Source organism: Enterobacter asburiae, assembly GCA_011754535.1.
Classification (GTDB): domain Bacteria; phylum Pseudomonadota; class Gammaproteobacteria; order Enterobacterales; family Enterobacteriaceae; genus Enterobacter; species Enterobacter cloacae_N.
In genome coordinates, this window is record JAAQVN010000001.1 from 543,593 (window position 1) to 558,412 (window position 14,820).

The 14,820-nt window shown below is 57.7% G+C and carries 10 protein-coding genes and 1 pseudogene; 6 read left to right on the forward strand and 5 right to left on the reverse strand.

The annotated features are described in order from the left end of the window. Positions 1 to 11: 11 nt before the first annotated feature. The 3 genes and pseudogenes from HBM95_02495 to HBM95_02505 form a co-directional block, all read right to left on the reverse strand. On the reverse strand, positions 12 to 1,079 hold the full coding sequence (locus HBM95_02495) for a Gfo/Idh/MocA family oxidoreductase (protein NIH41811.1): 1,068 nt from the start codon (positions 1,077 to 1,079) through the stop codon (positions 12 to 14). Continuing rightward, a pseudogene (locus tag HBM95_02500) lies at positions 1,076 to 2,258 on the reverse strand (Gfo/Idh/MocA family oxidoreductase). The gene HBM95_02495 and the pseudogene HBM95_02500 overlap by 4 nt, the downstream one beginning before the upstream one ends. A gap of 16 nt (positions 2,259 to 2,274) precedes the next feature. Continuing rightward, on the reverse strand, positions 2,275 to 3,426 hold the full coding sequence (locus HBM95_02505) for a Gfo/Idh/MocA family oxidoreductase (protein NIH41812.1): 1,152 nt from the start codon (positions 3,424 to 3,426) through the stop codon (positions 2,275 to 2,277). A gap of 193 nt (positions 3,427 to 3,619) precedes the next feature. Between HBM95_02505 and HBM95_02510 the strand changes: the two genes are divergently transcribed. Then, positions 3,620 to 4,678: a LacI family transcriptional regulator gene (locus HBM95_02510; protein ID NIH41813.1), complete on the forward strand. Its 1,059-nt coding sequence runs from the start codon at positions 3,620 to 3,622 to the stop codon at positions 4,676 to 4,678. Here the strand turns inward: HBM95_02510 and msrA are convergent, their stop codons facing one another. After that, positions 4,679 to 5,320, reverse strand: a complete 642-nt coding sequence (gene msrA / locus HBM95_02515) for a peptide-methionine (S)-S-oxide reductase MsrA (protein NIH41814.1) — start codon at positions 5,318 to 5,320, stop codon at positions 4,679 to 4,681. 223 nt (positions 5,321 to 5,543) lie between these two features. Between msrA and tamA the strand changes: the two genes are divergently transcribed. Genes tamA through HBM95_02530 form a run of 3 tightly spaced genes read left to right on the forward strand, consistent with a single transcriptional unit; the run spans position 5,544 to position 11,397 of the window. After that, positions 5,544 to 7,277 carry an autotransporter assembly complex protein TamA gene (gene tamA, locus HBM95_02520; protein NIH41815.1) on the forward strand — a complete coding sequence of 578 codons (1,734 nt, stop codon included), beginning with the start codon at positions 5,544 to 5,546 and terminating at the stop codon, positions 7,275 to 7,277. After that, a complete protein-coding gene (gene tamB / locus HBM95_02525) occupies positions 7,274 to 11,050 on the forward strand; it encodes an autotransporter assembly complex protein TamB (GenBank protein ID NIH41816.1) in 3,777 nt (1,258 codons plus the stop codon). Before tamA ends, tamB begins: the two co-directional genes overlap by 4 nt. Before the next feature lie 2 nt (positions 11,051 to 11,052). Next, positions 11,053 to 11,397, forward strand: coding sequence for a gamma-glutamylcyclotransferase (locus tag HBM95_02530; GenBank protein ID NIH41817.1), 345 nt, complete (start codon positions 11,053 to 11,055; stop codon positions 11,395 to 11,397). Between the two features lie 54 nt (positions 11,398 to 11,451). Here the strand turns inward: HBM95_02530 and ppa are convergent, their stop codons facing one another. After that, the gene (gene ppa, locus HBM95_02535) at positions 11,452 to 11,982 is read right to left on the reverse strand and encodes an inorganic diphosphatase (GenBank protein NIH41818.1); all 531 of its coding nucleotides are present in this window, start codon (positions 11,980 to 11,982) and stop codon (positions 11,452 to 11,454) included. A 309-nt stretch (positions 11,983 to 12,291) separates the two neighbouring features. On the opposite strand from ppa, the gene ytfQ reads away from it, so the two are divergent. Then, positions 12,292 to 13,248 carry a galactofuranose ABC transporter substrate-binding protein YtfQ gene (gene ytfQ, locus HBM95_02540; protein NIH41819.1) on the forward strand — a complete coding sequence of 319 codons (957 nt, stop codon included), beginning with the start codon at positions 12,292 to 12,294 and terminating at the stop codon, positions 13,246 to 13,248. A 65-nt stretch (positions 13,249 to 13,313) separates the two neighbouring features. Further along, on the forward strand, positions 13,314 to 14,816 hold the full coding sequence (locus HBM95_02545; GenBank protein NIH41820.1) for a sugar ABC transporter ATP-binding protein: 1,503 nt from the start codon (positions 13,314 to 13,316) through the stop codon (positions 14,814 to 14,816). Positions 14,817 to 14,820 lie beyond the last annotated feature (4 nt).

The following is a 14,820-nucleotide window of genomic DNA, read 5'->3' on the forward strand; positions in this document are numbered from 1 at the left end:
GTTACCTCCCGTTATGCCGTCGCGTTGGTCAGCATCTGTGCCTTCACGCAGAGCTCCGCCGCCTTGAAGGCGTGCGACTGCGTCATGGCGTTTTCGGTACGGTGCAGGCAGTCGAGGATCAGTTCACCAAAGAACGGGAACCCGACCTGCCCAGCCACCGGATAACGGAATTCCCCCTCTTTATTGACCAGGTAAACCACGTCCTGCTCGCCGCGGGTGAGATCGACATATTTACGGATTTCGATATAGCCTTCGGTGCCGAGCAGCGTCAGGCGGCCGTCGCCCCAGGTTGAGAGCCCGTCCGGGGTGAACCAGTCGCAGCGGAAATAGCCGCTGGCGCCGTTTTCTCCTTTCAGCATGGCATCGCCAAAATCTTCAAATGCCGGGTACTGCGGGTGTTTAACGTTGCGAACCTGGCTTGCCACCACGGAGGCCTCGCTGTTTCCGGTGTAAAACAGGAATTGCTCAATCTGGTGGCTGCCGATATCGCACAGAATGCCGCCGAAGTAACGACGATCGTAGAACCAGTCCGGGCGACCGGTGCCTTCCCGGTGCGGGCCGGTTCCCAGGGTTTGCACGACGCGGCCAATCGCGCCCTGCTGCACCAGCTGTCCGGCAAAAACCGCACTCTCTACGTGCAGGCGTTCGCTGTAGTACACCGCGTATTTCTTCCCGGTTTTCTCCACCATCGCTTTAGCGTCGGCCAGCTGTTCAAGCGTGGTGAGCGGTGCTTTATCCGTGAAGTAGTCCTTGCCCTCCGCCATTGCTTTCAGCCCCAGCGCGCAGCGTTCGGACGGGATGGCCGCACCCGCAACCAGACGCACCTCGTCGTCGTTGAGTATCACCTCCAGCGACTGCGCCACTTTTGCCTGCGGGTACTGCTGGATAAATTTATCCACTTTGGCCGGATCGGGGTCGTACACCCACTTCAGCGTGGCGCCAGCTTCAATCAGGCCGTTACTCATCCCGTAGATATGGCCGTGGTCGAGCGCGGCGGCGGCAAACACAAACTCTCCTTCCCTGACAACGGGCTGCGGTTTGCCCACCGGGGCGTAGTTCATTCCGTCATTTTTGTTCATGCTGATACTCCTCGATCCAGATCTTTACCCAGAGGGATAGCGCCCACTTCGCTGAAGTTGGCGACGCTTGCAGATTTTTCATAAAAACGGGGGGCGAGGGCGTTGGTCCCGCCGGTGCGATAAAACGGGTCATCACGCTGAATCGGCAGCGAAACTACGCTCCGGGTAATGGCGGATTTATAGATCGCGGTAATCAGCTCCAGCGAGCGTTTGCCCTGTAACCCATCCACTAACGGCGCCGTGCCGTGCTCGATGGCATAAAGCAGATCGTTAATCTGCCCGGCGTGCAGCGTCCATTCGAGTTTTCGGGTGTCGTGAAAAACGGCGTTGAGCTGCGCTTCTCGCGACAGGTCGTTAGTTTCCTGCGGGAAGCCATTATCGGCACTGACGCTGGCGAAGGCCTGCCACGGCGCGGAGATGCGCGCCTTATCGCCCTGAATGACGATCTTCTGATCTTCCCCGTGGTGCACAACGGAGGCGGTAAGCTGCGCGAGCGCGCCGCCGGGGTATTTGAAAATTGCCGCGCTGAGGTCTTCCACTTCGGCGTTGTCGTGCGCCACGTTGGTCATCATCGCCACCACCTCTGACGGGAAGCCGAGCATCCACTGAAAGGCGTCGATATGGTGTACCGCGTGGTTCAGGGTGCAGCCGCCGCCCTCTTTTTCCCAGGTGCCGCCACCACAGGTCGTAGTAGCAGTGTCCGCGCCACCAGAGCGAATCCACCTGCGCGTGGCAAATCTTCCCGGCGAGCCCCGATTCCAGCGCGGCTTTTAAGCGCCAGAAGGCATCGGTAAAACGGTTCTGGGCAATGATGGAGAGCGTCTTGCCGCTGGCCTTTTGTGCGGCGATCATCGCGTCGCACTCCTCCAGCGAGGCGGCCATCGGTTTTTCGCACAGCACGTGGCAACCCGCGTGCAGGGCATCAATGCTGATTTCTGCATGGACGTAAGGCGGGGTACATACGTCGACGATGTGGATATCCGCCTCTGACGCCAGCATCTGCTGGTGGCTTTCATACACGCGCGCATCCGTCAGGCCGTAGCGCGTTTTTTTCTCGTGGGCTTTTTCCGGGTAGATATCGACCAGCGCGACGATCCGGCAGCGCTGACCAAACTGCAAATAGCCCTGAATATGGTTATGGGAGATATTCCCTGTTCCCACGATGGCGACATTTAACATCGTTTTATCTCCGAAGTTACCAGGTGCCAGAGGCGTCCAGCGTGACGCTGGCGGTCTCTTTAGCTACTGAGGTGCTGATACGCTGTTGAAGCAGGCGCAGATACTGTTTCTCGTTGAGCGGCAGGTCGACCCAGTCGTCTGTCCAGGTGGAGAGGTGCATGGCGTTGGAGAGCGTCAGCCCGCGGATCCCCTCCAGACCCGGCGCAATCAGCGGCTCGCCGCGAAGGATGGCGGCACAGAAGTTGGCGGTAATAACGTGATGATCGCTGCATTCCGGGGCGACGGGGAGCGTCACCTCCCAGCATTCAGGTTCACCGAAGCCGTTTTGCCAGCGGGCGTTGAAGGCGGTTTCGGACTCACGCAGCCGCCAGTAGCGCAGCTTGCCCTCTTCAACGACCACCTTGCCGCGGTCGCCGACGATTTCCAGCCGGTTGGTACCCGGCGTTTCCGCCACGGTGGTGATAAACACGCCGGTCGCGCCGTTGGCATACTCAGCGTAGGCGGTGACCTCGTCTTCCACTTCGATATCGCGATGCTTGCCGAACTGACAGAACGCGCGCAGGCGGACCGGCATCCCCACCAGCCACTGCCAGAGATCGAGCTGATGCGGGTCCTGGTTGAGCAGCACGCCGCCGCCTTCTCCTTTCCAGGTGGCGCGCCAGCCGCCGGAGTTGTAGTAGCTCTGCGAGCGATACCAGTTGGTGATGATCCAGTTGGAGCGGCGGATCTCACCCAGCTCGCCGCTGTCGATAAGATCTTTCACCTTCTGGTAAAGCGGATTCGGGCGCTGGTTGTACATGATGCCAAACATCACGTCGCACTCCCGGGCGCAGGCGTTCATCTCCTGCACCTGCGCCGTATATACGCCTGCCGGTTTTTCACACAGGGTGTGGATACCGTTGCGCATCGCCAGCATCGACAGGCGCGGATGCTCGTAGTGCGGCGTCGCGACAATCACCGCGTCGATAAGCCCGCTCTGGAGCATCTCCTGCGCGTCGCTGAATAACGGGAGGGTGCCGACCAGTTGGCGAATAGCCGGGTGCTTTTCAACGGCATTATCGCAAACTGCCGTCAGGCAGGCGTCGCTGACCGTACCCGCCAGTAAATAGCGTGCGTGGACCGTACCGATATTACCTATTCCAATAATGCCAAAACGTACCTTCTCCATGTCACACCTTAATTTCTGTTGAAAAGAAGTGATGACCGGAAAATAGGAAAGGCGAGCCGCAGCGACAATGTGTTTTTGTGAGAATACTCGCAAGGTGGTTAAGTAATCTCCAGGCTTTTTGAAATTTGGTTTTAAAATCAAAAGGCTGTTTCTGCAAATATTTGCAAAAACTGAATGAGAGCGAGGTCACACTATGCCCGGCAGGTTAAAAATGGAGGAAATTGCGGCCCTGACGGGCTTTTCCGTCAGCACGGTTTCGCGGGTGTTAAGCGGCAAATCGTATACCAGCGATAAAGCCCGGGAGGCGATCGTTCGCACCGCACGAGAATTAGGCGTACTGGAGTCAATGGCGAGCGGAAGGCTATTAATTAACGGTATCGCTGTTTTTGCACCAGAAAGAACCTTTCAGGGACGCGGGGATATTTTTTATCTGGAAGTGACGAAAGGGATTGCTGAAGCCTGCGCGCGGCACAACGTGTGGGTCAGCTGCTGTGGATTAGAAGAGCAGCACGCCGATGTGAAGTTATTTATGGAAAAGGCCAGCCAGAAGAATATCAACGCGATAATTATTATTGGGACTGATGATTCCACCATATTTAAACTCGCCAGCACGCTGAATAAGCCCTGCGTATTAATTAATTCCGTTGACCGGGATCGGGAGCTGGATGCCGTTTCGCCCGATCACCGGGCGATTGGCTTTACCGCCATGCAGTATCTTTTTGAGCAGGGACATCGGCGGGTACTCACGCTCACCTGCCTGCGGCGAGAAACGCTGTATGCGCGTCTGGACGGCATTAAAGAGGCGTACCGCCATTTTCACGTGGCCTTTGATCCCCAGCGAGATTTGCTGGTGACGGAGTGGTTTACCGCAGAGGAGGCCGAGCGGGCGCTGGATGCGTGGCTGATGAATCATGACAGATCCCAGTGGCCGGAGGTTATTTTCCCGAACAGCACCAGCATGGTGGAGGGGGTAGTCAGGGCGTTAACCCGCCACGGGCTGCGCATTCCGGAAGACATTTCGCTGATTACGACCGATTTTGCATGGAACCTGGCGCACCGTCTGGAAAAACCGGTCACGGGCGTGACGGTGCCCTGTCGCGAGCTGGGGATTGAAGCCGTACACCTGCTGCAAACGCGGCTCAACCGGCCGCAGGTGCCGGTCTTTAACCTGCTGCTGCAGGGGAAGGTAATGGACTACGGTTCGGTCAGTAACGCCACGCGCCACGCGGCTCGCGTGGCGCTGGAACGCTAATCAGGCCAGCTGTGGCGGCAGACAGACGCCGATGCCCCCGATACCGCAGTAGCCGTACGGATTTTTGTGCAGGTACTGCTGGTGATCGTCCTCGGCATAGTAGAACGGTTTCGCGGCGGCGATCTCTGTCGTCACGTCGCGCGTATCACCCGCTTCACGCATGGCCTGCTGGAAACGCTCAAGACTGGCGCGCGCGGCGGTATCCTGCTCAGGCGTGAGCGGATAAATCGCCGAGCGGTACTGCGTGCCGTGGTCGTTGCCCTGACGCATGCCCTGGGCCGGGTCGTGGTTTTCCCAGAAGACCTGCAGGAGCTGTTCGTAGCTAATGACCGCAGGGTCATACACCACGCGGACCGCTTCCGCATGCCCGGTTTCGCCGGAGCAGACTTCGCGGTAGGTTGGGTTCGGCGTGTAACCGCCCGTGTAGCCGGCCGCGGTGCTGTACACGCCGGGCAACTGCCAGAAGAGGCGCTCAACGCCCCAGAAGCAGCCCATGGCGAACAGGGCGATTTCCATTCCATCCGGCACGTTGGTCATTGAATGGTTGTTGACGGTGTGTAAGGTTGCCACAGGCATAGGGGTGTTGCGTCCCGGTAATGCATCAGCTTGTGAAACCAGATGCTTTTTGTCGAATAAACTCACGATGGGGCCTCCCGGGGTGCGATGTTTCGGTTAAGGTTGTCACGAAGCGTTTAATTGAACACAATAAATGCGCTGAATGAGACTAGATTTAATCATAAGAAATATTTGGGTGTTACACCCGTTTTCAACCCACGATTTGGGTTTTTGGCTACCAGGCCGTATTTTGCCGCACAGCGGCGCTTCATTTGCTTCCAGGGTGGAAAAGGGATATTCAGGAGAAAACGTGACAAAAATCCGCCAGTTATGTTTAGTCAGTGTGTTGCTGACAAGCGGGGTTGCCAGCGCGGCGAATGTCCGTTTGCAGGTTGAGGGGTTATCCGGGGCGCTGGAAAAAAACGTGCGTGCGCAGCTGTCGACTATCCAGAGTGATGAGGTGACGCCGGACCGGCGTTTTCGTGCGCGCGTGGATGATGCGATCCGTGAAGGGCTAAAAGCGCTGGGGTATTACGAACCCACCATTGATTTCGATCTCCGCCCGCCGCCAAAGAAGGGGCGTCAGGTGCTTATTGCCCGCGTCTCACCGGGTGAGCCGGTGCTGATCGGTGGCACGAACGTCATCCTGCGCGGCGGCGCGCGTACCGACCGGGATTACCTGGATCTGCTCAGCACGCGGCCAAAAGTCGGCACCGTGCTCAATCACGGCGACTACGACCACTTCAAAAAAGAGCTGACGAGCGTCTCCCTGCGCAAGGGCTACTTCGACAGCCAGTTCAATAAAAGCCAGCTGGGCATTGCGCTGGATCGACGTCAGGCCTTCTGGGATATCGATTATGACAGCGGGGAACGCTACCGCTTTGGTGATGTAACGTTTGAAGGTTCGCAAATTCGTGAAGAGTACCTGCAAAACCTCGTGCCGTTTAAAAAAGGGGATTACTACCAGTCGAGCGACCTGGCGGAGCTGAACCGTCGTCTTTCTGCTACCGGCTGGTTTAACTCCGTGGTTGTCGCACCGGAATTTGATAAGTCTCGCAAAACCAAGGTGTTGCCGCTGCATGGCGTTGTCTCGCCGCGCACCGAGAACACCATTGAGACCGGTGTTGGCTACTCGACAGACGTCGGCCCGCGCGTGAAGGCCACCTGGAAAAAGCCGTGGATGAACTCCTACGGCCACAGCCTGACCACCAGCGCCAGCATTTCCGCCCCGGAACAGCAGCTTGATTTCAGCTACAAAATGCCGCTGCTGAAAAACCCGCTTGAGCAGTACTATCTGGTCCAGGGGGGCTTTAAGCGTACCGACCTGAACGATACGGAGTCCGACTCCACCACGCTCGCGGTTTCCCGCTTCTGGGATCTCTCCAGCGGCTGGCAGCGCGCCATTAACCTGCGCTGGAGCCTGGACCACTTTACCCAGGCTAACGTCACCAACACCACCATGCTGCTCTATCCTGGGGTGATGATCAGCCGCACCCGCTCGCGCGGTGGCCTGATGCCAACCTGGGGGGATTCACAGCGTTACTCTATCGACTACTCCAATACGATGTGGGGCTCTGACGTCGACTTCACTGTGGTGCAGGCGCAAAACGTCTGGATCCGCACGCTGTATGACAAACACCGCTTTGTCATGCGCGGCAATCTCGGCTGGATTGAAACGGGCGATTTCGAGCGCGTTCCGCCGGACCTGCGCTTCTTCGCCGGGGGCGACCGCAGCATTCGCGGGTATAAGTACAAATCGATCTCGCCTGAAAACGAAAAAGGCCAGCTGACCGGGGCATCAAAACTGGCGACCGGATCGCTGGAGTATCAGTACAACGTCAGCGGCAAGTGGTGGGGCGCCATGTTTGTTGACGGTGGTGAAGCGGTGAACGATATCCGCCGCAGCGATTTCAAAACCGGCGCGGGCGTGGGCGTACGCTGGCAATCACCCGTCGGGCCCATCAAGCTCGATTTCGCCGTGCCTGTCGGCGACAAAGACGAACACGGATTACAGTTTTACATCGGTCTGGGGCCTGAATTATGAGTTTATGGAAGAAAATAAGCCTCGGGGTGCTGATTTTTATCGTGCTGCTGCTCGGTACGGTGGCGTTTCTGGTAGGAACGACGACCGGGCTGCATCTGCTGTTTAACGCTGCGAACCGCTGGGTGCCGGGGCTGGAGATTGGTCAGGTGACGGGCGGCTGGCGCGATCTGCGTCTGAAGAACATCCGCTACGAGCAACCTGGCGTGGCGGTCAACGCCGGGGAATTCCATCTCGCGGTGAAGCTGGGATGCCTTCGGGACAGTAAGCTCTGCGTGAACGATCTGTCGCTAAAAGACGTCAACGTGGCGATAGACTCAAAGAAGATGCCGCCGTCTGCGCCGGCTGAGGAAGAGGACGGCGGCCCGCTGAATCTCTCCACGCCGTACCCGATTGCGCTTTATCGGGTGGCGCTGGATAACGTCAATATCAAAATCGACGACACCACCGTGTCCGTCATGGACTTCACCTCCGGCCTGCGCTGGCAGGAGAAAAACCTCACCCTGACGCCAACCTCACTGCAGGGGTTGCTGATCGCGCTGCCGAAAGTGGCGGACGTGGCGCAGGAGGAGATCGTCGAGCCGAAGATCCAGAACCCGCAGCCGGAAGAGAAGCCGCTGGGCGAAACGCTGAAAGATCTCTTCTCGAAGCCTGTTCTGCCGGAAATGACCGACGTGCATCTGCCGCTGAACCTCAACATTGAGGAGTTCAAAGGCGAACAGCTGCGCCTGACCGGCGATACCGACCTGACGGTCTATAACATGCTGCTGAAAGTCAGCAGCATTGACGGCAACATGAAGCTCGACGCGCTGGATATCGACACCAACCAGGGCTCGGTGAACGCGTCAGGCAACGCCCTGCTGCGCGACAACTGGCCGGTGGATATCACCCTCAACAGCTCGCTTAATATTGAACCGCTGAAGGGCGAAAAAGTGAAGGTTAAAGTGGGCGGGGCGCTGCGCGAAAAGCTGGACGTCGGGGTGAATCTCTCCGGCCCGGTAGACATGGTCCTGCGTGCGCAAACCCAGCTGGCGGAAGCCGGGCTGCCGCTCAATCTTGAGGTGGTCAGCAAGCAGCTTTACTGGCCGTTTACCGGCGAAAAACAGTATCAGGCCGATGACCTGAAGCTGAAGCTGAGCGGCAAGATGACCGACTACACGCTCTCGTTCCGCACCGCGGTGAAGGGGCAGGACGTCCCGCCCGCAACTATCACGCTGGATGCAAAAGGCAACGAACAGCAGGTTAACCTCGACAAGCTGACCGTCGCGGCGCTGGAAGGTAAGACCGAGCTGACCGCGCTGCTCGACTGGCAGCAGGCGATCAGCTGGCGCGGCGAACTGAAGCTGAAGGGGATCAACACCGCCAAAGAGGTGCCGGACTGGCCGTCGAAGCTCGATGGTTTGATTAAAACCCGCGGCAGCCTCTACGGCGGTACGTGGCAGATGGACGTGCCGGAAATCAAGCTCACCGGGAACGTGAAGCAGAACAAGGTGAACGTTGAAGGCTCGGTGAAAGGCAACAGTTACCTGCAGTGGGTGATTCCAGGGCTGCACGTGGCGCTGGGCCGCAACACGGCGGATATCAAAGGCGAACTGGGGGTGAAGGATCTCAATCTGGATGCCACCATCGACGCGCCGAATCTGGATAACGCTCTGCCGGGTCTGGGCGGTACGGCGAAAGGGCTCGTGAAAGTGCGCGGCACCGTGGAGGCGCCACAGCTGCTGGCGGACATTACCGCCAATAACCTGCGCTGGCAGGAACTGAGCGTCGCCCGCGTCCGCGTGGAAGGGGATGTGAAATCCACCGATCAAATCGGCGGCAACCTGAACCTGCGCGTGGAGCGCATTTCCCAGCCGGACGTCAACATTAGCCTGGTGACTCTGGACGCCAAAGGGAACGAGAAGCAGCACGATCTCCAGCTGCGTGTGCAGGGCGAACCGGTTTCCGGCCAGCTTCACCTGACCGGCAGCTTCGATCGCAAAGAAGCGCGCTGGAAAGGGACGCTGGACAACACCCGCTTCAACACCCCGGTGGGTCCGCTGGCGCTGTCGCGCTCTATTGCGCTGGACTACCGTAACGCCGAGCAGAAGATCAGCATCGGGCCACACTGCTGGACCAACCCGAATGCGGAGCTGTGCGTGCCGCAGACCATTGATGCGGGCGCGGAAGGGCGCGCGCAGATCAACCTCAACCGTTTCGATCTGGCGATGCTTAAACCGTTTATGCCGGATACCACGCAGGCAAGCGGCGTCTTCAGCGGGAAAGCCGATGTCGCCTGGGACACCACCAAAGAGGGGCTGCCACAGGGCAGCGTTACGCTCTCCGGCCGCAACGTGAAGGTGACGCAGGAGGTGAACGACGCGCCGCTGCCGGTGGCCTTCGATACCCTGAACGTCAGCGCGGACCTGCATAACAACCGTGCGGAGCTGGGATGGCTTATCCGACTGACCAACAACGGGCAGATGGACGGGCAGATACAGATCACCGATCCGCAGGGACGGCGCAATCTGGGCGGTAACGTCAATATTCGGAACTTCAACCTGGCGATGGTGAACCCGATTTTCGCCCGCGGGGAAAAAGCCGAGGGCATGGTGAATGCCAATCTGCGTCTGGCTGGCGACGCGCAAAGCCCTCAGCTGTTCGGCCAGCTGCGGCTCAGCGGTGTGGATATCGACGGTAACTTCATGCCGTTTGATATGCAGCCCAGCCAGATCGCGATGAACTTCAACGGCATGAGCTCGACGCTGAGCGGCTCGGTATTAACTCAGCAGGGGCAAATTAACCTGAGCGGCGACGCGGACTGGAGCCAGCTCGACAACTGGCGAGCCCGTATTGCTGCGAAAGGCAGTAAGGTGCGCATCACTGTACCGCCAATGGTGCGCCTGGACGTCTCGCCGGACGTGGTCTTTGAAGCGACGCCAAGCCTCTTCACCCTGGATGGCCGCGTGGACGTGCCGTGGGCGCGCATCGTGGTTCACGAGGTACCGGAAAGCGCGGTCGGCGTCTCCAGTGATGAAGTTATGCTCAATGAAAATCTGAAACCTGCCGAAGAGAAGAGCGCTGGCATACCGATTAATAGTAACCTTATCGTGCACGTGGGGAATAACGTGCGGTTGGATGCGTTTGGGCTGAAGGCGAGGCTCACGGGCGACCTGAAAGTGGCGCAGGATAAGCAAGGGCTTGGCCTGAACGGGCAGATCAATATCCCTGAAGGGCGTTTCCACGCCTATGGTCAGGATCTGATTGTCCGCAAAGGCGAGCTGCTGTTCTCCGGTCCACCGGATCAACCATTGTTGAACATCGAAGCGATTCGTAACCCGGAAGCGACGGAAAACGACGTCATTGCTGGCGTACGCGTTACCGGCTCTGCCGACGAACCGAAGGCGGAGATCTTCTCTGACCCGGCGATGTCGCAGCAGGAAGCTCTCTCTTACCTGCTGCGCGGACAAGGCCTGGACAGCGGTCAGAGCGACAGCGCGGCGATGACCTCAATGTTGGTCGGCCTGGGGGTTGCACAAAGTGGGCAGGTTGTGGGTAAAATCGGCGAGACGTTCGGCGTAAGCAATCTGGCGCTGGACACCCAGGGCGTGGGTGACTCCTCGCAGGTGGTGGTCAGCGGCTATGTACTGCCGGGTCTGCAGGTAAAATATGGTGTGGGGATCTTTGACTCACTGGCAACACTCACGTTACGCTATCGCCTGATGCCTAAGCTATATCTGGAAGCAGTGTCCGGCGTAGACCAGGCACTTGATCTGCTCTATCAGTTTGAGTTTTAGCAATGCGAATATTTGTCTACGGCAGTTTACGAACCAGGCAAGGCAACAGTCACTGGATGACCAATGCCCAGCTACTGGGGAATTACAATATCGAGAACTACCAGTTGTACAGCCTGGGCCACTATCCAGGCGCGGTTCCCGGCGAAGGAACAGTACAGGGTGAAGTTTATCGTATTGATAACGCGACACTTGCCGAACTTGATGCCTTGCGCACCAGGGGCGGTGAATACGCTCGCCAGTTGATCCAGACGCCGTACGGAAGCGCGTGGATGTATGTCTACCAGCGTCCGGTCGACGGGTTAACGCGGATTGTAAGCGGTAACTGGTTAGACAGAGACCAGTACTGAAAAACGACAACGCCACCGTAAGGTGGCGTTGTTTTTTGTGTCTGGCAGTAAGAATTACTTCTTAGCAGCGCGTTCGAAGGAGGCGATGATTTCTGCTTTCGCCGCTTCTGCGTTGTCCCAGCCGTCAACCTTAACCCATTTGCCTTTTTCGAGGTCTTTGTAGTGCTCGAAGAAGTGGGCGATCTGCGCTTTCAGCAGCTCTGGCAGGTCGTTCACATCTTTAATGTGATCGTACTCTTTGCTCAGCTTGGTGTGCGGTACCGCAACCAGCTTCGCATCTTCACCCGCTTCGTCAGTCATTTTCAGCACGCCAACAGGACGGCAGCGAATGACTGAGCCTGGCTGCAGTGGGTATGGCGTTGGGACCAGCACGTCAACCGGGTCACCGTCCAGAGACAGGGTGTGGTTGATGTAGCCGTAGTTGCACGGATAGAACATTGCGGTAGACATGAAACGGTCAACGAACAGCGCACCGGTGTCTTTGTCGATTTCGTATTTGATTGGATCTGCGTTGGCCGGGATTTCGATAACAACGTAGATGTCTTCTGGCAGTTCTTTACCCGCAGGGACGTTGAGTAAGCTCATGTCGGTGTCCTTAAAAATGGATGGTAAACAAGTGGCAGGTATTATAGCCAACTCACGCCGAATGTCTCCGCCTGTTTTCGCTTTCTCTCCCCGCTAGCCCCACTTTTCAGACCGTTTCCATGACAGAAATATCCATAAACTCAGCCGCATTTTTAATGGTGAAATGAAAGCGATTACAAACTTGTGATTAACGTTTTATTCACTTTTCTGAAGTGTGATGTAACGCAATTCGTTACATATTTCATTGGCTATAGTCATTTCGCAGAACATCTTTTAACCAACAATAAACACCCCTACGAGGACGCTCATATGTGGAAGCGCTTACTTCTTGTCACAGCAGTTTCGGCAGCCATGTCGTCTATGGCGATGGCCGCTCCCTTAACCGTAGGTTTCTCGCAAGTTGGCTCTGAATCCGGCTGGCGTGCGGCAGAAACCAACGTTGCGAAAAGCGAGGCTCAGAAACGCGGTATCACCCTGAAAATCGCCGATGGTCAGCAAAAACAAGAGAATCAGATCAAAGCCGTACGCTCCTTTATCGCCCAGGGCGTGGATGCCATCTTTATTGCACCAGTGGTGGCGACCGGCTGGGAACCCGTCCTGAAGGAAGCGAAAGACGCTGAAATTCCGGTCTTCCTGCTCGACCGTTCCATCGACGTCAAAGACAAATCTCTCTATATGACCACCGTCACCGCTAATAACGTGCTTGAAGGGCAGTTAATTGGCGACTGGCTGATTAAACAGGTCGACGGCAAGCCGTGTAACGTCGTTGAGCTGCAGGGCACCGTCGGTGCCAGCGTGGCCATCGACCGTAAGAAAGGGTTTGCTGAGGCCATTGCCAAAGCGCCAAACATCAAGATTATCCGCTCCCAGTCCGGCGACTTTACCCGCAGTAAGGGTAAAGAGGTCATGGAGAGCTTTATCAAGGCTGAAAACAACGGCAAGAACATCTGCATGGTTTACGCCCACAACGATGACATGGCGATCGGCGCAATTCAGGCCATTAAAGAAGCGGGCCTGAAGCCGGGCAAAGACATCCTCACCGGCTCTATCGACGGCGTGCCGGACATCTATAAAGCAATGATCGATGGTGAAGCCAACGCCAGCGTGGAGCTTACGCCAAACATGGCGGGCCCGGCATTCGACGCGCTGGAGAAATTCAAGAAAGACGGCACGATGCCTGAGAAGGTGACCGTCACCAAGTCCACGCTCTACCTGCCGGATACGGCGAAAGAAGAGTTAGAGAAGAAGAAAAATATGGGCTACTGATCCAGTGAAATTGCCGGGTGGCGCTGCGCTTACCCGGCCTACGGGAACGTGGCGGGGACGTGAATATGAAAACTGAACAACACCAGGAAATCCTCCGCACAGAGGGCTTAAGCAAATTCTTCCCTGGCGTAAAGGCGCTGGATAACGTCGATTTTAGCCTGCGGCGCGGTGAGATCATGGCGCTGCTGGGCGAGAACGGCGCGGGCAAATCAACGCTGATTAAATCTCTGACCGGCGTGTATCAAGCCGATCGCGGCACCATCTGGCTGGAAGGTAACGCCATTTCGCCAAAAAATACCGCCCATGCCCAGCAGCTGGGGATCGGGACGGTTTACCAGGAAGTGAACCTGCTGCCGAATATGTCGGTGGCGGATAACCTGTTTATTGGCCGCGAGCCACGCCGCTTTGGCCTGCTGCGCCGCAAAGAGATGGAGGCGCGGGCCACGCAACTGATGGAGTCGTACGGCTTCTCCCTCGACGTTCGCGAGCCGCTGAACCGCTTTTCCGTGGCGATGCAGCAGATCGTCGCCATCTGTCGGGCGATCGATCTCTCGGCAAAGGTGCTGATCCTCGACGAACCCACCGCCAGCCTCGATACCCAGGAAGTGGAGATGCTCTTTACCCTGATGCGCCAGCTGCGCGATCGGGGCGTGAGCCTGATCTTCGTTACGCACTTCCTCGATCAGGTGTATGAGGTGAGCGATCGCATTACGGTGCTGCGCAACGGCAGCTTTGTCGGCTGCCGCGAAACCCGCGAGCTCCCGCAGATAGAGCTGGTGAAAATGATGTTGGGCCGTGAGCTGGAAACTAACGCCCTTCAGCGCGCAGGGCGCACGCTGCTGAGCGAGAAGCCGGTCGCCGCGTTCAGCGATTACGGTAAAAAAGGGGTGATCTCGCCGTTTAACCTTGAAGTGCGGCCCGGTGAAATTGTCGGACTGGCGGGCCTGTTAGGCTCAGGACGAACCGAAACCGCCGAGGTGATCTTCGGGATCAAGCCAGCGGACAGCGGCAGCGCGATGATCAAAGGCAAACCGCAAACCCTGCGATCGCCGCATCAGGCGTCGTGTCTGGGCGTCGGCTTCTGCCCGGAAGACCGGAAAACGGACGGAATTATTGCCGCCGCCTCGGTGCGCGAAAATATCATCCTGGCCCTGCAGGCGCAGCGCGGCTGGCTACGCCCGATCCCCCGTAAAGAGCAAAACGCGATCGCCGAGCGCTTTATACGCCAGCTCGGCATCCGCACCCCGAGCGCGGAACAGCCGATTGAGTTCCTCTCCGGCGGTAACCAGCAGAAGGTGCTGCTCTCCCGCTGGCTGCTGACCAAACCCCAGTTCCTGATCCTCGACGAGCCGACGCGCGGTATCGACGTGGGCGCGCACGCCGAAATTATCCGGCTTATCGAAACGCTCTGTGCGGACGGGCTGGCCCTGCTGGTTATTTCGTCCGAGCTGGAAGAGCTGGTGGGCTATGCCGATCGCGTCATTATCATGCGCGATCGCAAACAGGTGGCAGAGATCCCGCTGGATAAGCTGTCCGTTCCGGCAATCATGAATGCCATCGCGGCGTAAGGAG